The organism is Bradyrhizobium sp. (assembly GCF_036735945.1).
Taxonomy (GTDB): Bacteria; Pseudomonadota; Alphaproteobacteria; order Rhizobiales; family Xanthobacteraceae; genus Bradyrhizobium.
The window spans coordinates 74,032-95,977 of record NZ_DAINNI010000010.1 but is presented as its reverse complement, the minus strand read 5'-3'; the positions used below and the strand labels follow the sequence as shown (position 1 = coordinate 95,977).

18 protein-coding genes are annotated in these 21,946 nt (G+C 64.1%); 11 read left to right on the top strand and 7 right to left on the bottom strand.

What is annotated here, in order from left to right; all coding sequences use genetic code 11:
• Positions 1–51: 51 nt before the first annotated feature.
• Positions 52–2,034, bottom strand: coding sequence for a hypothetical protein (locus tag V7E26_RS06040; RefSeq protein ID WP_324414523.1), 1,983 nt, complete (start codon positions 2,032–2,034; stop codon positions 52–54).
• A 96-nt stretch (positions 2,035–2,130) separates the two neighbouring features.
• Positions 2,131–3,186, bottom strand: coding sequence for a lysylphosphatidylglycerol synthase transmembrane domain-containing protein (locus tag V7E26_RS06035; protein WP_324414522.1), 1,056 nt, complete (start codon positions 3,184–3,186; stop codon positions 2,131–2,133).
• A gap of 235 nt (positions 3,187–3,421) precedes the next feature.
• Between V7E26_RS06035 and V7E26_RS06030 the strand changes: the two genes are divergently transcribed.
• Together V7E26_RS06030 and V7E26_RS06025 are read left to right on the top strand one after the other, a co-directional pair.
• A complete protein-coding gene (locus V7E26_RS06030) occupies positions 3,422–3,568 on the top strand; it encodes a hypothetical protein (protein ID WP_324414526.1) in 147 nt (48 codons plus the stop codon).
• A 230-nt stretch (positions 3,569–3,798) separates the two neighbouring features.
• Entirely contained in the window at positions 3,799–6,201 is a 2,403-nt protein-coding gene (locus V7E26_RS06025; RefSeq protein ID WP_324414521.1) for an EAL domain-containing protein, read from the top strand.
• Positions 6,202–6,210: 9 nt separating this feature from the next.
• Here V7E26_RS06025 and V7E26_RS06020 read toward each other — a convergent pair whose 3' ends face one another.
• Complete coding sequence (locus V7E26_RS06020) at positions 6,211–6,645, bottom strand: hypothetical protein (RefSeq protein ID WP_324414520.1); 435 nt, start codon at positions 6,643–6,645, stop codon at positions 6,211–6,213.
• Positions 6,646–6,714: 69 nt separating this feature from the next.
• Between V7E26_RS06020 and V7E26_RS06015 the strand changes: the two genes are divergently transcribed.
• Both V7E26_RS06015 and V7E26_RS06010 read left to right on the top strand, forming a co-directional pair.
• Positions 6,715–7,320, top strand: coding sequence for a hypothetical protein (locus tag V7E26_RS06015; protein WP_324414519.1), 606 nt, complete (start codon positions 6,715–6,717; stop codon positions 7,318–7,320).
• Between the two features lie 90 nt (positions 7,321–7,410).
• Positions 7,411–8,004, top strand: coding sequence for a YdcF family protein (locus tag V7E26_RS06010; RefSeq protein WP_324414518.1), 594 nt, complete (start codon positions 7,411–7,413; stop codon positions 8,002–8,004).
• 17 nt (positions 8,005–8,021) lie between these two features.
• On the opposite strand, the gene V7E26_RS06005 is transcribed toward V7E26_RS06010, so the two are convergent.
• Positions 8,022–9,362 (bottom strand): aminotransferase-like domain-containing protein, encoded by a 1,341-nt coding sequence (locus V7E26_RS06005; protein ID WP_324414517.1) that lies wholly within the window; start codon positions 9,360–9,362, stop codon positions 8,022–8,024.
• Between the two features lie 178 nt (positions 9,363–9,540).
• Here V7E26_RS06005 and V7E26_RS06000 point away from each other — a divergent pair, with 178 nt between their 5' ends.
• Positions 9,541–9,777, top strand: coding sequence for a DUF1127 domain-containing protein (locus V7E26_RS06000; RefSeq protein WP_324414516.1), 237 nt, complete (start codon positions 9,541–9,543; stop codon positions 9,775–9,777).
• Between the two features lie 35 nt (positions 9,778–9,812).
• Here V7E26_RS06000 and V7E26_RS05995 read toward each other — a convergent pair whose 3' ends face one another.
• Positions 9,813–10,238 (bottom strand): universal stress protein, encoded by a 426-nt coding sequence (locus tag V7E26_RS05995; protein ID WP_324414515.1) that lies wholly within the window; start codon positions 10,236–10,238, stop codon positions 9,813–9,815.
• Positions 10,239–10,402: 164 nt separating this feature from the next.
• Entirely contained in the window at positions 10,403–10,957 is a 555-nt protein-coding gene (locus V7E26_RS05990) for a SixA phosphatase family protein (protein ID WP_324414514.1), read from the bottom strand.
• A gap of 94 nt (positions 10,958–11,051) precedes the next feature.
• On the opposite strand from V7E26_RS05990, the gene V7E26_RS05985 reads away from it, so the two are divergent.
• From V7E26_RS05985 to V7E26_RS05965, 5 genes are all read left to right on the top strand, one after another.
• Positions 11,052–12,530, top strand: a complete 1,479-nt coding sequence (locus V7E26_RS05985) for an NAD(P)/FAD-dependent oxidoreductase (protein ID WP_324414513.1) — start codon at positions 11,052–11,054, stop codon at positions 12,528–12,530.
• A gap of 61 nt (positions 12,531–12,591) precedes the next feature.
• A complete protein-coding gene (msrB, locus tag V7E26_RS05980; protein WP_324414512.1) occupies positions 12,592–13,092 on the top strand; it encodes a peptide-methionine (R)-S-oxide reductase MsrB in 501 nt (166 codons plus the stop codon).
• Positions 13,093–13,272: 180 nt separating this feature from the next.
• Complete coding sequence (locus tag V7E26_RS05975) at positions 13,273–15,081, top strand: flagellar hook protein FlgE (RefSeq protein WP_324414511.1); 1,809 nt, start codon at positions 13,273–13,275, stop codon at positions 15,079–15,081.
• 47 nt (positions 15,082–15,128) lie between these two features.
• Positions 15,129–17,015 carry a flagellar hook-associated protein FlgK gene (gene flgK, locus V7E26_RS05970; protein ID WP_324414510.1) on the top strand — a complete coding sequence of 629 codons (1,887 nt, stop codon included), beginning with the start codon at positions 15,129–15,131 and terminating at the stop codon, positions 17,013–17,015.
• Positions 17,016–17,022: 7 nt separating this feature from the next.
• Positions 17,023–18,894 carry a flagellar protein gene (locus tag V7E26_RS05965; protein ID WP_324414509.1) on the top strand — a complete coding sequence of 624 codons (1,872 nt, stop codon included), beginning with the start codon at positions 17,023–17,025 and terminating at the stop codon, positions 18,892–18,894.
• Positions 18,895–18,967: 73 nt separating this feature from the next.
• On the opposite strand, the gene flbT is transcribed toward V7E26_RS05965, so the two are convergent.
• Positions 18,968–19,396: a flagellar biosynthesis repressor FlbT gene (gene flbT, locus V7E26_RS05960; RefSeq protein WP_324414508.1), complete on the bottom strand. Its 429-nt coding sequence runs from the start codon at positions 19,394–19,396 to the stop codon at positions 18,968–18,970.
• 298 nt (positions 19,397–19,694) lie between these two features.
• Between flbT and V7E26_RS05955 the strand changes: the two genes are divergently transcribed.
• Entirely contained in the window at positions 19,695–21,689 is a 1,995-nt protein-coding gene (locus V7E26_RS05955) for a flagellin N-terminal helical domain-containing protein (RefSeq protein WP_324414507.1), read from the top strand.
• The last annotated feature ends 257 nt before the right edge of the window (positions 21,690–21,946 follow it).

The window sequence follows — 21,946 nt, the reverse complement described above, 5'->3', positions numbered from 1 at the left end:
TCCGACCCGAAATGTTCCACCAGCCCGCCCGGCAATCATGAATAAGACGGGCTAGTTCAATCTGCCTGGTGGGTGCGGTGCGTCCGGCGCAACCATGATGGGCGGCGATGGCTGCGAGGTGACTTCGGGTATCGCTGTATCGAGCCGCAACACAGCGGCGGCGGCCGGCACGGCGGCATCCGCCATCGCGGCATGGCCTTCAGCGCTCGGATGCACCGCGCCGCCATAGACCGCCGACAACACGCCCCAGGTCGCATCATGGATATCGGCCGGCTGCTGCGATGACGGCAAGCCTTGCGGATAGGTCATTGCGGCGAAGTAGCTGTCATTGGCGTCGCGGATCCAGCGTGCGCGCGGCAGATAGGCGCGATACTCGCCGGCGCTGCGGCCGCACCGCATCGGCTGGCTGGCGGCGGTGACGATATCGGAATCGAAGCTGTCGCCCTTGGCCGAGAAGCACTGGCGGTCGAAATCGGGATCGCTCTCGGCGCGGGCGCAGAAGCCATGGTTGGCAAAGCTGGCCTGATGGCTGTCCACGAAGGTCATGCGGTCGACGCGGGGATTGCGGCACAGGATGCCGCCCTCGCACATCGCCAGCGCCCTCAACTGCGGCAGGAATTCGTTTTCGACGAACGCGGAGACGGCGGCAAGCCGCTGCGGCTGCGCGTTGAAGGAGGGATGGATGTCGAAGCCGGCGCGTCCGCCGGGGCAGGGCGCGCCGCCATTCGCCAGCGTCGGGTTGGCGTAAGCGGTGTAGACGACGCGCGACAGGTCGCCGCCGACAAGCGGTTTCAGCGCCTCGCGCAGCTTGGCAAAACCCTGCGGCAAATCCCGCGTCATCGCGCTGCGTGCGTCGTCCACCGAGGCCATCACGCCGCTGCGCCGAAACAATGCGCGTTCGGTCGCCGTATCCACGATGACGTCGGCGACGAGGCCGGAAAAATAGATGTCGTTGGCGCCGACCGACAGCAGCACCAGGTCGAGCTGGCGATCCGCCTGTCGGCGTTTGGCGGCGGTAACCGCTTCGCGCAGTTCGGCCAGTTGCCCGTTGACGGTGCCCTGGCAGGCCCCGCCCGATTTCGACGGCAGACAATCGCGGGCGCGCTGCGAACCGAACAGCCCGTCGGCAATGGTGGCGCCGGTGCAGGCCAGCGGCAGATAGGTCACCGCGATGTGCGGATATCGCACGGCGAGCGCCAGCGCGGTCCGGGTCTGATAGCTATAGAGCGAACGGTGGCAGGCGGGGTTGAACCAGAGCGCGCTCTGTCGCTGCCAGACGGCGAGGGAATCGGGCGCCTCGCAGGCGCGCCCGCCCTTGTAGCCGGCGCGGCTCGGCCGGTAATATTGCGCCGCTGCCGTTCCGAGATAGGAGCGGAAGCAGAAGCCTTCATCGGCGAGTGCTACCGGCCGGTCCGGATTTCCCTCGCCGGACGCGATGCTGTCGCCGAGGCCGGCGATGAAGATGTCGCGTACCGCGATCTCGGTGGCGACGCGCTGGCTTCCTTCCGAACTGGATACATCGGCGGTCACCATTGTCGTGCGGCCGTAGCGGACTCTGAGGTTGACCGGTTCGGCACAGTCGAAGGCGGAGGTTTGCGGGCCGTCGCCGTCGTCGACCGTCCACGCGCAGGTCGCGCCGACCGGCACCGGGCCCGTCAGGCGGATCACGACCGGATGGTCGATCGGCGTCAGATAGCTTTCCTTGACGTTGTCGCGGGTGCAGGGCTCGCTGACGCGGCCGGCAAGATCGATACAGAGCCGGTTGACGGTGTTGCGCGCCCAGCCTCGGCCGTCGCTTTGGACCGCCAATGCCTGCTCGGAAGCCAACACGCTGCGTCCCCGGCCGGTCTCGGCATGCAGCAGGAAATCCCGCTCCTCGCGGAACAGGCGGAAGCGGTTGCGCACTTCCCAGGAAATCTGCAGCGCCCCGTAGCCGCCGGCGGTCTGGGCTTCCGCAGTGGAAACGAACGCACCTGATAGCGCGCCGGCGACCAGCGCCGCCGAGATTGTTGAACGTAGGAAAGATCCAGCCATGGCGCTTTTTGACGTTGGCGGTAAGGCAGAAATAAGAGAATGCGGCAGCTCCACCACAAAAGACCAGCGGACGCGGATAACGACGCCGTTACCGTCTCAGGATTGCCGCCCCTTGATCGGCTGCCGCACCCTGGCCTTGGCGGTGCAGGCCTGGCCAAGCCGGCGCCGCTCCTGCCAGGGTTGTATCACGCTGAGCCAGACTTCGCGGCTCCCCATGATCGAAATCGAGATGCCGAACGGGATCAGGAAGTACAGGATCCGGAACACCACCAGCGTCGCCAGCAACTCTTCCCTGCCGAACTGCGGCAGCGCCACCAGCATCGCGGCGTCGAACACGCCGATGCTGCCGGGCGCATGGCTGGCAAAGCCGAGCAGGGTAGCAAGGATGAAGACCACCGCCAGCGAAACGAAATCGATATAGGGCGTCATCGGCATCAACAGATACATCGCCAATGCGCAGAAGCCGAGGTCGACGACGCCGATCAGGACCTGCAGCAGCGTCAGGCGGGCGGAGGGCAACACCACCTTCCAGCCGTTCTGGCCGAGTTCGCGGCGGCCTTCGCCCGTGAGCAACCAGACGAAATAGGCGCCGATGCCGAGAAGGCAGCCGAGCGCAATCAAGCGGTTCATCGCCGACGGCAACAGGTCCATCGTCGACGCGGCTTCCGGGTGCCAGGCCATGCCGATCCCGAGCACGAACAGGTTGCCGAGCCAGAAGGTGAGGCCCGAGAGAAAGCAGATCTTCGCAACGTCGATCGCCGTCAGGCCGTAGTCGGAATAGATCCGGAACCGGATCGCGCCGCCGGTAAAGACGGTAGCGCCGATGTTGTGACCGATGGTGTAGCTGGTGAAGCTCGACAGCGCGGCGATGCGGTAGGGGACGTGCGTCTTGCCAATCGTTCGCAGCGCGAAGAAGTCATAGAAGGTCAACGTGCAGAATGCACCGACCACGCACAGCGCTGCCAGCGCGATGCGGTGCGGGGCGATTTCGGTGAGTGCGACGAGAACGACCCCGGTGTCGACCCCCTTGAGGGTGCGCACCAGATGGGTGATCGCAAGCGCTATGATGAGAAGACTCGCTGCGATTCCCAGGCGTTTCCAGCCGATCTTCTCCTTGAAACCACGCCCGAGCGCGGTCAGCAGCCGATGCATTCATCCTCCCGGCGGGGCGGCAATACGATAGATGGGACCTGCCACGAGGGTGACAGTCGACGGTCAGAAGGCACCGTGCGCGAAATCCATAAGCCAAATCCGGGCCGTTGTGCAGCCCTTGACAAGCATGCGTTTTGGCGTCGTTCGTCTCTGCTGTCATACGCCCTACATATGTCGCCGCATTAACGATTTTGAGTCGCACGGAGGTCGATTCCTCGGACCGTTTTTGCCGTACTTGGCGCCCGTACTTGGCGTCCGTTCCATCGCGGCGTTTTCGGGGCCCGCCGCGATTCTGCAGAAGACGCTCGATGAGGAAAATACCATCGACAAGAAGCTGACCTCGCTGGCCGAAGGCAAGGTCAACCTGCGCGCCGCGAACTGACTTTTTCGACAATTGAGGCAAAACGCCGCGCCGGGCATACCCGCGCGGCGTCTTTTCGCGCGGTCCCGACGGGTGACGCGAATTGTCGGCGGACCGATCTGGTTGATCCGCGCCTCCGCCGGGGGCGGTCGGTTCCACTTCAACGTTTGTTCATCATCCCTTCAACTGCACGGCAAAGGTTACGTCAAATATACCAATGGGAATGCTGTTACAGGCCTTGGGGGTCTGTAATGTATAGTGTCCTGACTTGCCTCACCACTGAGCATGACTGGCGTCTGGTCGTCCTGGCAGGAACCATCTGCTGGTTCGCCAGTGCCGTCGCCATCAGCCTGTTTCATCGCGCCAGGGCCTCGCGCGGCCGATCGCGCGCGGTCTGGATTGCTCTCGACGCGGCGGTCGGAGGGTGCGGAATCTGGGCCACGCATTTCGTCGCGATGCTGGCCTACGCTCCGGGCGCGAGCGCCGGATACAACATACCCGTCACCCTGCTGTCGCTGGTTTTCGCGATAACCATCGTCGCCACGGGCCTCTGCATCGCGTTGTCCAGCGCGCGGCAGTCGGTGGTTGCCCTCGGCGGCGCCGTCATAGGCGGTGGCGTCGCGGCGATGCACTACACGGGCATGGCGGCGCTCGAGCTGCCGGCCTACATCGTCTGGTCGAACGGCATCGTCGCTAGCTCGATCGTGTTGGGCAGCCTGTTCGCGGCGATCTCGCTGCTTGTCGCCGCGCGCCGCGACAATCCCGCTCATACCCTGGTCGCGACCGGACTGCTGACGGTTGCCATCGTAGCGCATCATTTCACGGCCATGGGCGCCGTCACGCTCATTCCCGACTCGACCCTCGGTAACGACGGGCTTTCGGTTTCTCCGACCTCGCTCTCGTTCCTGACCGCGGTGGCGGCCTTCGCCATCCTCGGTCTGTCGCTGCTGGCGGCGATGATCGACCGCCGCGCCAAGGGCGAACTCCATCAGCAGAAGGTCCTGCTCGATACCGCGCTCGACAACATGTCGCAAGGATTGGCCATGTTCGACGCGGATGGGCGGATCATGCTGTACAATGAACGCTATGCCGAAATGCTGGGACGCACCGGCATGACGCTGCAGGGCCGTCTGCTGCTCGACGTGCTTCGGCAGCAAAAGTCGCTCAATCGCTGGGACGGCGATCCCGATCAGTTCGCCGCCAGCGTGATCGCCAGCGCCAGGGCCGGCGAAAGCGTGACGCGGACGGTGAGCCGCAACGGACGTTCGATCCGCGTCGTCGATCAGCCCATGAAGGGCGGCGGGTGGATCGCAACCTTCGAGGATATCACCGAGTGGCAGGCAGCCCAGGAACAGATCTCGCATATGGCGCGCCATGACGCGCTGACCAACCTGCCGAACCGCACCCTGTTTCGCGAGCAGCTCGAAAAGGCCCTGCGGCTGGCCAGGCGCAGCGACCAGCTCGCCGTGTTCTGTCTCGACCTCGACCATTTCAAGGACATCAACGATTCGCTCGGTCACCCCGTCGGCGACGCGCTCTTGAAAGAAGTCGCGCGCCGTCTCGGCGAATGCATCACCGAAAATGACACGGTGGCGCGGCTGGGCGGAGACGAATTCGCGATCGTGCAGTTCTGCAGCGATTGCGAACCATCCGCCGTGGCAGCGCTCGCCAGCCACGTGGTCGAGAAGGTTTCCGCGCCTTACGAGGTTGGCGGCCATCAGCTCGTCATCGGCGTCAGCATCGGCATTTCGCTGGCGCCGGAGGACGGCAAGAATCCGGACGAACTGCTCAAGAAGGCCGACCTCGCGCTCTACCGCGCCAAGGAAGACGGTCGCGGCACCTATCGCTTCTTCGAGACCGGAATGGATGCCCGCGCGCAGGCCCGGAGGCTCATGGAACTCGACTTGCGCGCTGCGCTGCAGCGCGACGAACTCGAGGTCTATTACCAGCCGATCCGTGACGTTGCCAAAGACGTCGTCGTCGGCTTCGAAGCGCTGGCGCGGTGGAATCATTCGCTGCGCGGCATGATCTCGCCGGCCAATTTCATTCCGCTGGCGGAAGAAACCGGGCTGATCGTGCCGATCGGCGAGTGGGTGTTGCGGCAGGCTTGCATGGACGCGGCCGGCTGGTCGCAGAATGTCGGCGTCGCGGTCAATCTCTCGCCGGTGCAGTTCAAGAATCCCGACCTGGTAGCGACGGTAAAGCAGGCGCTCAAAGACTCCGGCCTTCCAGCGCACCGGCTCGAGCTCGAGATCACCGAATCGGTGTTGCTGCAGAACAGCGAGGCGACGCTATCGGTTCTGCACGAGCTTCGCGCCTTCGGAGTGCGAATTTCGCTCGACGACTTCGGAACCGGCTATTCGTCGCTCAGCTACCTTCGCAGCTTCCCGTTCGACAAGATCAAGATCGACCGTTCGTTCGTCACCGAGTTGGCGACGCGCGAGGATTCGATGGCGATCGTGCGTGCGGTGACCGGCCTCGGCAAGAGCCTGGGCATCGTCACCACGGCCGAAGGCGTCGAGACCGACGCACAATTTGACCTGTTGCGTCAGGAAGGCTGCACGCAGGCGCAAGGCTATCTGTTCAGCCCGCCGCGTCCCGCAGCCGAGGTGGAAGGCATGCTCAGGAAAGCACGGGCACAGGCGGTCGCTTAGGGCCGGGCTTCAGGCCTCGCGCAACGCGAAATGCGCGCCGCAGAACGCCATCACGGCGCCGAGACACAGGGCTGCCAGGCCGGCGAGTACGCCCGACACGGTCGGGACCGGGCTCGGCGCGGAGGCGGCCTGTCCGGCGCCGGCGAGGATCAGCACACCGACGGCAATCAGGAACTGCCGCATCCGCTGCGGGATTTGGCCGGATACCGCGCTGTGCATCAGGTCGGCGGTGAAATAGCCGCCGGAAAAACCGACGGTCGCGATCAGCCACCATGCGATCGCCGCGCCCGCGGGCATGAACTGGCTTGTGTCGTTTCGCCACAGGCCGCCGAGATCGAGCCCATAGCGCGCCCCCAGCATGTGCATGGCCAGCGCCAGCAGCACCCCGGAAACAATCGCGCCGGCCAGGATCAGGCGGCGCGGAAAATAAGTCGTTTCGGCCATGGCCCGCTTGTAAGGTAAAGTCGGCACGCCGCGCAAGCAGGCGGAATCAAACGACGCGGATATTTTGAATTGCCGACATCACTGCCGAACGAGGTAACGGGAGGCGAGGGCGCACGCGCGATCAGCTACGCCTACAAGGCGTCGCTGATTTCCTCGGCCTATCAGTTCGACCTGACGGATGCCGGACTGTCGTGGCAAATCGGCGGACGGTCCGGCGTGTGGCCCTATGCCGATATCGCGTCGATCCGCCTGTCGTACCGGCCGATGTCGATGCAACCTCGCCGCTTTCGCGCCGATATCGGGAAAGCCGGCGGCGGACGGATCGCGGTTCTTTCGACGAGCTGGCAGACCGTCACGCTGATGACGCCGCAGGACCAGGGCTACCGCATCTTCATCACCGAGCTGCATCGGCGGATGCGGGAGGCTGGCAGCAGGGCGTCACTCACCGGCGGCATCGGAACGCTGAGCTATGCCGCGGCGGTCGCGATGCTGGCGCTGCTGGCCGTCGCCATGGTCGCGCTCCTCGTCCGTGCGCTCTCGACCTCCGAATTCACGGGCGCGTTGTTTTTGATCGGCATCGCCATCTGGTTTGCCTGGACCATCGGCGGCTTCGTCAGGCGCAATCGGCCGTGCAAATATACGTTCGACAAACTCCCCGGGTCGCTGCTGCCATAGGGGCCGTCGCAATCAAGCGACACGAAATGTGATTTCGCGAGGCGCCGGAAGGCGCGGCAGTCTAGCGGCATTCCCTTGGGCGAGATTGACGTGACCGACACGACGACGCGATTGCCGACGGAAGCCGAGATTGCGGCGATCAATGCGCGGCATCTGATCGAGACGCCGCTGCGGCCGGCCGATCTCCTGTTCGTATTCGGCACCCGCGAGGATGTCGAAGAACGCATCGAGGAAGCCTGCCGGCTGTGGCGCGCGGGATATTTTCGCTGGGCGATCGTCAGCGGCGGCGTCACGCCGGGATCGGAGCGGTCGGAATGCGAGATCATTGCCGGTGCGATGGTCGCTCGCGGCGTTCCTGCCGATGTTATCCTGAGAGAGGACCGCGCGAAGAATACCGGCGAGAACGTGATCTTCTCGCTGCCGATCATCGAGCAGGCGATCGGGCTCACCAATATCCGAAGCGTGATCTGCCTCGGCAATACCTGGACCGCGCGCCGCTATCCGATGACGCTGCACCGGCACTGGCCCGACGTGCAGAAGATGCTGGTCACGGTCGACAGCTTCAGGACGCCGCGGGCGCTCTGGCATACCGACGCGGAATTCAGCCGCCGCATGCTCCGCGAGTGGGAGAAGATCGAGCCGTACAAGGCGAGGGGCTTTATCGCCGAATGGCCGGCGGGCTGACAGCGCGATCGATCGCGCTATTCGGTCGTATCGACATCCTCCTTCGCGGTCAGCATGGCCGACAGCGTTCGCAGCGCCAGGTCGAGTTGTTCGCTGCTCGGCGCGCCGAGCGCCAGGCGGACCGCGTTGGGGGCATGGCCGGGCGTCACAGCGAAGGTGGTCGAAGGCGTGAGCGCGATGTCGCGCCGGGCCGCGGCCGCGACAAACGTCTGTGACCGCCAATGCGGGGGCAGGGTGAGCCACAGATGATAGGATTTGACGTTCGCCTGCACCTCGAAGCCGGCGAGGTATCTGGCCGCCAGGTGCTGGCGCCGCGAAGCGTCGATCCGCTTCAGGCGAGAAAGTTCGGCCACCGTGCCGTCCGCCATCAGCCGTTGCCCGGCGGCAAAGGCAAATCCGGAAGCCGTCCATCCGCCGGATCGAACCGCGGCCATCACGCGCTCGCGCAAGCGCGGCGGCGAGACGATGAAGCCGAGCGCCAGCCCGGGCGCTACTTTCTTCGACAGGCTGTCGAGCGTGATGCAGATGTCGGGCGCGAGCGCGGCCATCGGCGTTTCCTCGTCCAGAAAGCCGTAGACCGTATCCTCGATGACGGTGAGGCCGAGCTTCTCGACGACGCGCAGCAACTCGGCGCGGCGTGTCTGCGGCATGGTCATGCCGAGCGGATTCTGGATCGTCGGCTGAATGTACAATGCCGACAAATGCGTCTCGCGGTGCGCCTTCTGCACCGCGTCGGGGCGAACACCACTTTCGTCCATGGCGAGCGGGACCAGCGTGACGCCGAGCCGCGCGGCGATGTCCTTGATGAAGGGATAGGTCAGCGCCTCGACGCCGCAACGGCCGCCGCTCGGGACTGTCGCCGCGAGCGCGGCGGCGATGCATTGCCGGCCGTTCGCGGTGAAGACGAGTTGATCGGGCGCCGGCGACCAGTCCTCGTGGGAAAGAAATTCTGCGGCAATCGTTCGCGCCGCCAGCGTGCCGGTCGTGGACGAGTGCCGTAGTGCCAGATCGAGCACTTCGGGGCGTTCCAGCCCCGCGAGGCTTCTTGCGATCATCGCCGATTGCATCGGCAGGATCGGATAATTCACTTCGAGATCGATCCGCGCGCCGCGCGGCTCGGCCGGCAGGGTGACATTGGGGCGAGACTCGCCCGAAACGAAGGTGCCTCGTCCGACCTCGCCGACCACGAGGCCGCGGCGCAGCAGCTCGGTGTAGACCCGGCTTGCGGTCGAGACCGCGATCTTGCGTTCGTAGGCGAAGCTGCGCTGCGGCGGCAGGCGGTCGCCGGGTTTGAGCGCCCCATTGGCGATCTCGGCGGCGACGGTATCGGCAAGCTTCAGGTACTCGAACTTCGACATAATTGCACCGAGAGCAATGTTTTCCTTGCACCGAGAAATGTATCGGATCATTTAGAGCCTATCAAGCCCATGATTGCACTGAGAGGGGTGCAAGCAATCAGATCATTGGAAGGTTCAAGCGCCTCGCGGCGTTTTAGCCAGTGGCAGCGGTTGCCGTGCAGCAGCAAGGAGAAGGACGATGACGACGATATCCCAGACGGCAGGCCAGCCTGCTTCCCGGAAGAGCCCGGCCGGATTTTTTGGCCTGCTCGGACGCTGGGCGAACGACGTCGTCACCTATTTCGCGCACCGCGAGGCCGTCAAAACCCTGAGTGAACTGGACGATCGCGCGCTTCGCGACATCGGGGTCGAGCGCAGCCAGATCGAATCGGCGGTATACGGCGCGATCGATCCGACGTTCGGACGGATGATGTGAGGTGTCCGGCGCCGCCATTCAGCGGCGCCGTGCCATCAGTGCCGGACTACCAGCACCGAGCACTTGGCGTAACGGACGACGTGGCCGGCGTTGGACCCGAGAAAATAGGTCCGCATTGCCGGACGGTGTGAAGTCATCACGATCAGGTCCGCCTTGATCGCTGCCGCCTCTTCGAGGATCTCGTGATAGATGCCGCCTTGCCGCACTGCGATGGAAATGCGGGGCGCCTCGATACCGGATTCCCTGGCTACGATGGCGAGCGCTTCCTCCGACGTTGCGCGCTGCTGGGCATCGAAATCGGCAGGCACATATTCGGCCAGCATCGTCGGCGTCATCGGCAACACGTTGAGCAGGCGCACCTTGCCGTTCCATGTCTGCGACAGCGTGGCGGCAGTGGCGATCGCCGGCTTGGCCAGATCGGTATCGGCCAGATCAATCGGCACGAGAATCGACTTGAACATCTTCGTCTCCCGAGGCAACGGTCCGGTTCCGATTTGTCGGAAGCCGACTCCAGCCCTTTGTTTTGACGTGTTTTCTCTCAAGCAAACTTGTAAGCGAACTTGTCGTCATTTCGCGCGAAAGCGGGCGTCAGTTTAGCACGGCGCGCCTCGATGTCCGCAGCCCCTCAATCGTCGAGCGACTGCTTCAGCAATTTCGGACTGGTGAAGCGCACCAGCTTGCCGTGGCGGAAGGCGACTTCGCTCCAGTCGTCGATCGCAAAATCCAGGATGGCAAGGCCAGCGGTCGGCAGATTGTCCTCGAGTGACTTCTTCGCCGCGGCATCGCCGCTGCCGGCGAGCATCAGCGCCAGTTCGTGCATGCCGGGATTGTGGCCGATCAGCATCAACCGCTTCGGATCGGCGACATCGGCCATGCGAATGATCTTGAGGAGCTGCGTCGGCTCGGCACCGTAGATCTCGTCGAGCAGTTCGACATGCGGCTGCGGCGAGCCATCCCGCGCTGCATCCTTCATCGCGTCGCTCGCGATCTCCCAGGTCTGCCGCGCACGCACCGCGGTGGAGACCATGACGGTATCGGGAAAGGGCGGATGCCGGCCGATCCAGGTTCCGATCGCGGCGGCGTCCAGCCGGCCGCGCTCGTCGAGACGGCGGTCGTGGTCATGGCCCGAAGGCGCGTCGTGTTCGGTCTTGGCGTGACGCAGCAGCATCAAACGGCGCATGGGCGCATTCTCGATTCGGTCTTAGTCTGGACTAATCTACAAGCTCATGTCGCCGACAAGGTGACAAGCGCCGCAGCGGTCCGTAAGAAACGCCATGCCCGAGACTTTCACAAGTGCGACCAACGGCCCCGAGGATGACGCGCCCTTTCGCTCGCGTCTTTCATTCGACCTGGATGTTGACATTTGCGTGGTGGGAGCAGGCCTTGCCGGCCTCACCGTGGCGCTGGAGGCGGCGCGCCTCGGCGCCAGCGTGGCCGTGCTCGAAGGCCGGCATGTCGGCTGGAATGCCTCCGGACACCAGCTTGGCACCGTCATGCCAGGCTACAGCCTTCCAATCGGCGACCTGATCGAGCGCGTCGGTATCGAGGATGCGCGCGAGCTCTGGGCGATGTCGAAGGAGGGGGCGGATTACGTTCGGGCCGCCGCCACCGAGGAGGCAATGCCTGGAATCGCACTGAGCGAGGGTGCGCTGGAGGTCTCCAATGTCGATGGCGGCGAAACGCTGATCAGCCGGCTGCAGACATTGAGCGGGGACTTCGAAACCGAGGTCGAGGGCTGGCAGGTCGACCGCGTACGCGACCAGCTCGGGACGGCGCGCTATTACCACGGTATCTATTTTCCGCGCGCGTTCCAGATCGACGGCCGCAAATACGTCCGCGGTCTTGCCGCGCAGGCACGGCGGGCGGGGGCGCGCATCTTCGAGGATACGCCTGTCGTCAGCATCGATCCGTCAGGGATTCGCAAGCGCATCGTGACGCCGTCGGCGCGGCTGCGCGCCTCGCACATCGTGCTCGCCGGCAATGTCCATCTCGGCGCACCATTGCGCCGCCTGTCGGAGACGCTGCTGCCGGTCTGGCGCTACGCGGCCGTGACCGAGCCACTGGGGGAGCGGCTCGCCGAGGTGATCGCTTTCAGAGGCTCGGTGGCCGACAGCGACGGCATCGATCATTTCAGGATCGTGGACGGCGATCGGCTGATGTGGGCGAGCCCGGAAACCACCTGGGACGCGCGTCCCGGCCGGTTCGGTCCAGCCATTCAGCGCCGCATCGCGACCGTCTTCCCGCGACTGGGCAAGGTCCCGATTGCCGAAACGTTCGGCGGCGCCGTCGGCGTGACCGTGCATGGCATGCCGCAGATCGGCCAGTTGCGCAAAGGGCTGTGGGTCGCCAGCGGCTTTGGCCGGCAGGGGCTGAACACCTCGGCGATGGCGGGGCAGATGATCTCCCGCAGCATCCTGTTGGGCGACGATCGCTGGAAACTGTTCTCGCCGTTCGAACTGGTCTGGGCGGGCGGCGCGACCGGCCGCGTCGCGGGCCATTTGATCGGCCTGTGGGGGCGGGGCCATTCCGCCGCCGCGGGAGCGCTGGCTCGTTACCGTGAAGGCGCCCGCGCCCGGGAACGCGTTCGCGAGGCGCGCCTGGCGGAGGCCAACCGGCAGGCCGGAACCCGTCCGCCGCCGGCCGCGCCACGCCCGGTGCGGCCGCAGCCGCCGCGGCCGGCCGAGCCGCAGGACAGCGGTATCCCGCTCGCTGCCTCGCAGGAAAGTGAGAAAATTCCGGACGGATCGATGTAACGTCGGCATTTCTGGCCCGTATCTGATGGCGACGTCATGATCGCCACGCACGGAGATTTCCATGTTCGACCGCCGTATCCTGCTCACATCCGTTGCCGGCCTGTTTGGCCTGACCGCCTTCCGTTGGCTGCGCTCGACGCCGGCGCAGGCCGCCGAGAAATTCGAGGTTGAAAAGACCGACGCCGAATGGCGCGCGCAGCTAACGTCGCAGCAGTATGATATCCTGCGCAAGCACGGCACCGAGCGGCCGGGTTCCAGCCCGCTGCTGAAGGAAAAGCGCAAGGGCGTCTTCGCCTGCGCCGGCTGCGATCTGCCGCTGTTCTCCTCGGACACCAAATACGAGAGCGGCACCGGCTGGCCGAGTTTCTGGCAGCCGCTCGACAATGCCCTTGGCAAGACCGAGGACCGCACCTTCGGCATGGCGCGCGTCGAAGTCCATTGCCGCCGCTGCGGCGGTCACCTCGGCCACGTCTTCGAAGACGGGCCGCAGCCGACCGGCTTACGCTACTGCATCGACGGCTTCGGGATGGTGTTTCACCCGGCCGGGCCGCAGGCCTCATAGGCGGCCGATACCCGGCAATTGTTGCCCGCCCGGCAAATGTGCCCCGGTCCTCGGACCGGGGTTTTTTCGTTAAGTGATTGATTTATATGAGAGTTGTGGTTTGGCACACCGCTTGCGACACGTTCTCCCGACGCGGCCTGGTCTTCCGAGCCGCCCCGGATCGAATTTGGAGAAAATGTCATGGGTATCTTCGGCGCTCTAACCACCGCGGTCGGCGGCCTCCGCGCCAACTCCTACGCGCTGGAAAACGTCTCCGGCAACATCGCCAACTCGCAGACGACGGCGTTCAAGCGCATCGATACCTCGTTTCTCGATCTGATTCCGCAGACCGCCACGACGGCGCAGCTCGCCGGCGGCGTGACCACGCAATCCCGCGCCACCAACTCGGTGCAGGGCGACGTGCAGTCGGCCTCGGTCGCGACCTTCATGGCAATCAACGGCAACGGCTTCTTCGCGGTTCAACATCCCGGCAACTTCACCGACGGCACGCCGGTGTTCGACGGTGTCGACCGCTACACCCGCCGCGGCGATTTCCAGCTCGACAAGAGCGGCTATCTCGTCAACGGCGCCGGCTACTATCTGCAGGGCGTGCCGATCGACCCGACCACGGGCAACCCCTCCGGCAGCTCGCCGCAGGTTCTCCGATTCCAGAACGACTTCCTGCCGGCGCAGCAGACGACGAGGATCGACTATCGCGCCAACCTCGCCAGCTATCCGCTGACGACCAAGCACGACGTCTCCGTTCCGGGATCGGAATTGATCGTACCGGGATCGTATAGCGCCGGACACAATCCGCTCTCGCTCGGTACGCCGCCGGCGCCCTATACCGACGCCTCCAGAAGCGGCACCACCCAGAACAACAAGGCGACGCCGTCGGTGGCGAACACGGGCGCGACCCTGCTCAATGGCGCGGCCGGTACCGATTCGATCGCGTCCAACTTCATCATCGGTGACACCATCACGGTCAACGCCCAGACCATCACCTTCGTGGCGTCAGGCGCCGTCGGCAACAACCAGGTCAACATCGGGGACGACATCGCGACCTTGCTGGGCAAGATCGACGCGATCACGGGTACGGCGACCGCGTCCACGATTGCCACCGGCTCGATCACACTGCATTCCGGCATTCTCTCCGATCTCTCGGTATCGAGCTCGAACACCGCGGCTTTCGCCGCGCTCGGCTTTACCGGCACTGTGACGGCGACGCGCGGCGGCGGTGGCGGCACCGGCACCGGCCAGGTCATCGGCAACGACAACTCGACGTTCCTCGGGGAATCGATCGCGGGCGGCGCGGTGACGACCTACGACATCTCGGGCGCCCCGGTGAACCTGCAGTTCCGCTGGGCCAAGTCCGACAGCGCTACGCTGGGCGCGGGCCATACCGACACCTGGAACCTGTTCTACCAGGTCAATCCCAACGCGACCGGCACCCAGGTCGCGTGGCAGAACGTCAACACCAATTTCACCTTCTCCGCCTCGGGCCAGATGTCGCCGGCCGTTCCGTCCGTGCAGCTCAACAACGCCGTGGTCAACGGCGTGGCGCTGGGCAGCCCCGTCATCAACTTCGGCACCGGCGGCGTCACCCAATTCGCCGACGCCAACGGCAACGTGCAGGTCAACCAGATCCAGCAGGACGGTTTCCCGGCCGGTCAGTTGCAGTCGGTAGGCGTCGGCACCAATGGCCGTATCGTCGGCAACTACTCCAACGGCCGTAACCTCGACCTCGCCGAAATCTCGGTTGCGACCTTCAACGGCACCAACTTCCTCAAGCGCGTCAATGGCGGTGCGTTCGAGGTCACCGACGGATCCGGACAGGCGCTGTTCGGCAAGGCCGGAACCATCGTCGGTTCCTCGCTGGAAGGATCCAACACCGACATTGCAGACGAGTTCACCAAGCTGATCGTTACCCAGCAGGCCTACTCGGCCAATACCAAGGTGATCACGACTTCCAACACGATGGTGCAGGACCTGCTGAACGTGCTGCGCTGATCCGCGGCGGTTCGTTCGCGAATGCGATTTGAGATGGGCAATCAGTCATGGGTTTGAGTCAGGCTCTCTCTACCGCGATGTCCGGCCTGCGCGCCACGCAAGCCGCGATCTCCCTGGTTGGATCGAACGTCGCCAACGCCGAAACGCCCGGTTACGTCAGGAAAACGGTCATCCAGTCCGCCGGCGTAACCGGCGACTACGGTTCGAGCGTTCTGCTGCACGGCGTCGACCGCCAGCTCGATCAATATCTGCAGACTGCGTTGCGCACCGAAACCTCCGGCGCGGCCTATGCCGATATTCGCTCGACCTTCCTGCAGAATTTGCAGAGCGTTTACGGAAATCCGTCCGAAACGGGAACCATCGAGGACGCGTTCAACAAACTATTGACCGCCTTTCAGGGCCTGTCGACCAGCCCGGATTCGCAGTCGGCGCGGATCGGCGCCGTCAGCGCCGCGCAGACGATGGCGCAGACACTCAACGCGACGACGCAGGGCATCCAGAATCTTCGCGCCAACGCCGAGATGGGCATCAACGATTCCATCATTACGGCGAACAACGCGATGGCCCAGATCGCGTTCATCAACAACCAGTTGCAGAACAATGGCAAGACCGACGCCGCGACGGCGTCGTTGCTCGACCAGCGCGACCAGTACATCACGCAGCTATCGGCGTTGATGGATATCAGAACGGTCGTCAACGATCTGAACCAGGTGACCGTGTTCACCAATTCCGGCGTGCAACTGGTGGGGACGGAGGCAGCTCAGCTGTCCTTCAACCCGCAGGGCACGATGACGCCCAATACGCTCTACAATCCGACCGATCCGAGCAAGAGCAACGTCGGCACCATCACCATCAACTTCCCGCATGGCGGCAGCTACGATCTGGTGTCGACCAACTCGATCCGTTCGGGCAAGATCGCCGCCTATCTCGAGCTGCGCGACAATACGCTCGTAAAGGCGCAGGCGCAGATCGACCAGTTCGCGGCCGCGATGTCGAGTTCGCTGTCGGACAAGACGACCGCCGGCGCCGCCGCTCCGGCCTCGGTCCTGCCGCAGGCAGGTTATGATCTCGATCTCGCCGGCTTGCAGTCCGGCAACGTCATTCACGTCAGCTACAAGGACAACACCACAGGCGTCACGCACAATCTCTCGATCGTGCGCGTCGACGATCCGAGCGTGCTGCCGCTGAGCAATAACGCGACGCTGGATCCGAACGACGAGGTGCTGGGCGTCGATTTTTCCGGCGGTATGGCGTCGGTGGTTTCCCAGCTTAACGCCGCGCTCGGAACGACTGCAAATCTGCAGTTCGCCAATCCATCGGGCTCGACCTTGCGCGTGCTGGACGACGGTGCTCCGAATCGCTCGGACGTGCTGTCGGCCTCGGTCACCACGACGATGTCGTCGCTGACCAGCGGCAATGCCCAGCTTCCGCTGTTCACCGACAATGGCGGGATCTATGCGGGCGCGCTCACGGCCAACGGTCCGCAGGTGACGGGGCTTGCCGGCCGCATCAGCGTCAACCTCGGGCTGCTCGGCGACCCCTCGCGCACCATCGTATTTTCCACCAGCCCGCTGACCGCGGCCGGCGACACCACCCGTTCGGACTTCATTCTCACGCAACTGCAGACGGGGAGCTATCGCTACTCGCCGCAGAGCGGCATCGGGACCACCGCCGCGCCGTTCACCGGAACGCTGCTGAACTTCGCCAAGCAGTTCATCAGCCAGCAGGGCGAGGCTGCGACCTCCGCCAAGCAGCTCTCGGACGGTCAGGCCGTGGTGCTGAATACGCTGCAGAAGAAGGTCACCGATGCATCCGGCGTCAATATCGACGACGAGATGGCGCATCTGCTCGCGCTGCAGAATGCCTATTCCGCCAACGCCCGCGTGATGTCGTCCATCAAGCAGATGTACGACACGCTGATCCAGGCCATGTGAGGGTTTCATGTCGATTGATGGCGTTAACGGCAGGACATCCTATATCGGGACCGCGATCATGGGGCTGCGGGCGCAGCTCGATGGCCTGACCCAGCAACTCGCCAGCGGCCGGGTCTCGACGACCTATGCGGGGCAGGGCGCCAATCGCGGCTTTGCGCTCAGCCTGCGCGCGCAGGTCAGCAGCATCGACGCCTTCTCGGACACCGCGAAGAACGTCAACACGCGGCTCAGCGTCGTCAATCTTGCGCTGCAGGGGATGGTCGACATCGGAAGTTCGGTGAAGAGCGCGGCGAGCACCTCGACCATCATACTCAATGACAGCGGCCAGACCTCCGGCCAGATCACGGCGCAGGCGGCGTTCTCGAACGCGGTGTCGCTGCTCAACAGCCAATCCGGCGATCGCTATCTTTTTTCGGGCCGCACCACCGACACGGGAGCGACGGTACCGGCCGACGTCATGCTCAATGGCGTGGGAACGCAGGCCGGTCTGAAGCAGCTGATCAATGAGCGCCGCCAGGCCGATCAAGGCGTCAGCAATATGGGGCATCTGACGGTATCGTCACCGCCGCTCATGCCGGTGACCAGTCTTGCCGAGGACGGTTCTTCGTTCGGGTTGAAGCTCGGCCCCGTCACCTCATCGTTGCCGGGCGCCGTGACGCAACCGGCCGGGGCGCCGCCGGCGACGGTCATCGATTTCGGCGCCGCCAATCCAGGTGATGGCGACACGTTCACCTTCAACTTCAACCTGCCGGACGGCACCAGCGAAGCCTTCACGCTGACCGCGACCACGAAGAATCCGCCGCCGGCCGGTTCTTTCCTGATCGATGCCGACCCCGTAGTGGCGACGGCCAACATGCAGGCCGTGCTGACGTCCTCGATCCAGACGCTGAGCGACACCTCGCTGGTCGCCGCTTCGGCGATCGCCGCGTCGAACAATTTCTTCAATCCGTCGGCGACGCTGGTCGGAAGCGGCCAAAACAACCAGAATACCGTGCCGGGGCCGATCACCGGTGCGACGTTGCTTTCCGGCGCGGCCAACACGGATTCGCTCTCTGCCAGCTTCGCAGCGGGCGACACCATCACGGTCAACGGCACGCCGATCACCTTCGTCGCCTCCGGCGCCACCGGCAACCAGCTCAACGTCACCGACAGCGTGCAGGCCTTGCTCGCCAAGATCGATGCGATCACCGGGACCACGACGCCATCGACGGTCACGGGCGGTGTGATTGCGCTGCACGGTGGAGACGGCGATGCTCTCTCGATCTCGAGCTCGAACGCCCTGGCGTTCACGGCGCTTGGCTTCAGCGGCACGCCGAGTGCGACCGCCGCGCCGCTGCGGGTCAACGGCCCGCCGTTTGCGACTGCCACCAATCTGATCGGCGGCACTTCGGCCAACACGGTGTCGTGGTACACCGGCGAAGTTGGGACCGATCCGGCACGCGGCACCGCGATCGCGCGTATCGACCAGTCGGTGACGGTGCAATATGGCGCGCGCGCCAACGAGCAGGCGCTGCGCTACCAGTTGCAGAATATCGCGGTGTATGCGGCGGTGACGACCAACGCCAGCAATCCGAATTCGAAGGCGCAGATTAACGCGCTGCAGCAGCGTATCTCGGCGAACCTGGCGCCGCAGACCGGCCAGCAGTCGATACAGGACATGCAGGCGGAGTTCGCCGGCGCGCAGAACGCCATCAAGGCATCGACCGATCGCCAGACCCAGCTCAAGGGAATGGCGCAGACCATGCTCGACCAGATCGAGGGCATCAACCAGGACGAAGTCGCGACCAAGATCCTGGCGCTGCAGACCAGCCTGCAGGCCTCGTATCAGACGACGTCGATGCTCTACCAGACCACGCTGACCAAGTTCCTGCCGATCTGATCGGGCGACTTCCGTTCTCAGGCAAGAAGGCCTCGTTGCGGAGGCCTCTTTCGTGTCAAGCGACAGGTCGCCGTTATGCGGATTTGCGGTCGGCCTGCCCGGACGTTTGCAGTTTGCGGGCGCTCTCCAGAATCTGCTCCTCATGGCCGATCAATTTCTTCGCTTCCTTCAGCGCATGATAGAGATCGCCGTTCAGCGTGTAGTTGTTGATGGCTTCAATGAAGGGCCATGCGCTCGGCATCGTCGAGATGATTTCGCGGACGAGGCTGAAATAAGTCGGGTGGTGCGCCATCGGATCCGGCGACAGGTACATCAGCTGTACCGCGAGGTAGACCAGCTTGGCCGGGGTGTCCGCGGTATCGGGTGTCAGGATGTCTTTCTCGCGCAGGATCGGAATCCTGTCGCCGTCGATCAGTAGCCTGGCGCGCTGATCGGTGTTGGTGACCACGCAGGCGCCGATGATGATTCGCTCGTGCGGTTTGAGCTCGACTTTCAAGGCCATGCCTGTTCTCCCTTTGGCGCATTCCGCGCGTTGTCGTGCCCGCCGGCAGATTCGGCATCCTTCCCGATGATGGTTAACCAATCGTGAAGATGCGAAATGTACCCGTTTGACGGGACTTTTCTGAATGCGCCCCGTAGAAATACGGAATGAATTCAGACGCAAAAATTTGCTGCCTTTTACGGACGTCCGGTCGGGTCAAATTCATTTTTTCTTAGAGACTTGCTTCCAGAGTGGGGCGTCACCTGGCCGAGAGGTCGGGATCGTGCTCGTTTAATTTCACACCAGAAAGGTATGAAAGATGTCCGGTATTGTTCTCTCGGCTTCGGTTCGCCAGAACCTCCTCTCGCTGCAGTCGACCGCCGATCTGCTCGCCACCACGCAGAATCGCCTTGCCACCGGCAAGAAGGTCAACACCGCCCTCGACAACCCGACCAACTATTTCACGGCAGCGTCGCTTGATGCGCGCGCCGCTGACATCAACAATCTCCTCGACAGCATCGGCAACGGCGTGCAGGTGCTGCAGGCCGCCAACACCGGCATCACCTCGCTGCAAAAGCTCGTCGACTCCGCCAAGTCGGTCGCCAATCAGGCGTTGCAGACGACGGTCGGTTTCTCGACCAAGTCGTCGTTTACGTCCGGCGTGATCGCGGGCGCTACGGCCGACAATCTCGTCGCCGATCAGAATCCGACCAACGCCGCGTTTACTGGTGCTGCATCTCCGGAGCGCGCTGCGTATACCAGCACCGCGGTAGCTACCCCGGGCGGCCAGCTCGAGACGGCCGGCCCGGTCAATGCGACCGCTTCGTCGCTTCTGTCGGCCCTCACCGTTCCGGTCGCGGCTGGCAACACGCTGGTTGTCAACGGCAAGACGATCACGTTCCAGGCGGGCGCGAATGGCCTCGTCGGTTCGGGCGCCGCCTATACGATGGGTGTCGATACCTCGCTGAGCGATTTGATGACCGCGATCGACACCCTGTCGGGTAACACGACGCCGGCCAACGCGTCGACGGCAACGGGCGGCATCATCACCCTGAGGTCCGGTACGGCCGCCGACCTCGTCGTGACCGGTACCGCCGCCGCCGCGCTCGAAATCAACACTGTTGCTCAAAGCACTGCTACTCGTGGCGGTGGCGCAGTGTCGCCTGCGGCTCTGGCCGGGACCACCAAGCTCAGCGCAGGTGACGGCACCGCACCGTCGCTGGCGAATGGCTTCGCGGTGGGTGACACCATCACGGTCAACGGCAAGACGCTGACCTTCGTGGCCTCAAACACGCTCGGCAACGACCCGAACCAAATCAAGGTCGATAGCGACGTCACCGGCCTGCTGGCGAAGATCGACGGCCTGACCGGCTCGTCGACGCCCTCGACCATTACCGGCGGCCAGATCACGCTGAACACCGGCTCGCTGAGCGACCTGACGCTGTCCAGCAATAACGCTGCCGCTCTCACGGCGCTCGGTCTGCCGGGCGGCGTGACCCTGGCTCGCACGCAGGTCCCGGGCGTGCTGGAAGGCCAGACATTGCACATCGCAGCGACCGGCGGCGGTACCGCCACCGACATCGTGTTCGGTGCGGCTCCCGGCCGCGTCTCCAACCTCAACCAGTTGAACGAGGCCCTTGCCGCCAACAACCTGCAGGCCACGTTCGTGTCCGGCAAGCTGACGATCACCACGACGAACGAAGCGGCTTCGGCCACGATCGGTGCGATCACCGGTTCCGCGGTTGGCGCCGGCCAGGCGTTCGCTGCCGGTACCACGGCTCCGGCACCGATTGTCGACCCGTCGGCCAAGCTGACCCGGGACAACCTGGTCATTCAGTACAACAACATCATCAACCAGATCACCACCACCTCGCAGGACGCGTCGTTCAACGGCATCAACCTGCTCGGCGGTGACACGCTGAAGCTGACCTTCAACGAAACCGGCAAGTCCACGCTGAATATCCAGGGGGTGAACTTCAACCCGGCGGGCCTTGGCCTCGACGTCCTGAACACGGGCGCCTTCAAGGACAACGCTGCGATCAACGACATCGTGACGGCGCTGAGCGGCGCGTCGTCGACGTTGCGCTCGCAGGCTTCCGCCTTCGGTTCGAACCTGTCGATCGTGCAGATCCGTCAGGATTTCTCGAAGAACCTGATCAACGTGCTGCAGACCGGCTCGTCGAACCTGACGCTGGCCGACACCAACGAGGAAGCGGCGAACAGCCAGGCGCTGTCGACCCGCCAGTCGATCGCGGTGTCCGCGCTGGCGCTGGCCAACCAGTCGCAGCAGAGCGTGCTGCAACTCCTGCGCTAAGCCAGGCGACGATCTCAACGATCAAGACGGCGGGGGAAACCTCGCCGTCTTTTTTCATGAGAGCTGAAGATCGATCGCGTGAAGAAAGAGCATCGAAACAAAAAATTGGAGCCTCGATCTTAATTCCATCAGAACCGATGACGGGCATGGTGGTGAAAATATGGAATTTTCGGCGCGCTGCTGACACAACTCGTAACGCCCGCTAACCATATTTAAAGGCACTATCTGTATGAAAGTTAGGCAGTTTCTCCGAATTC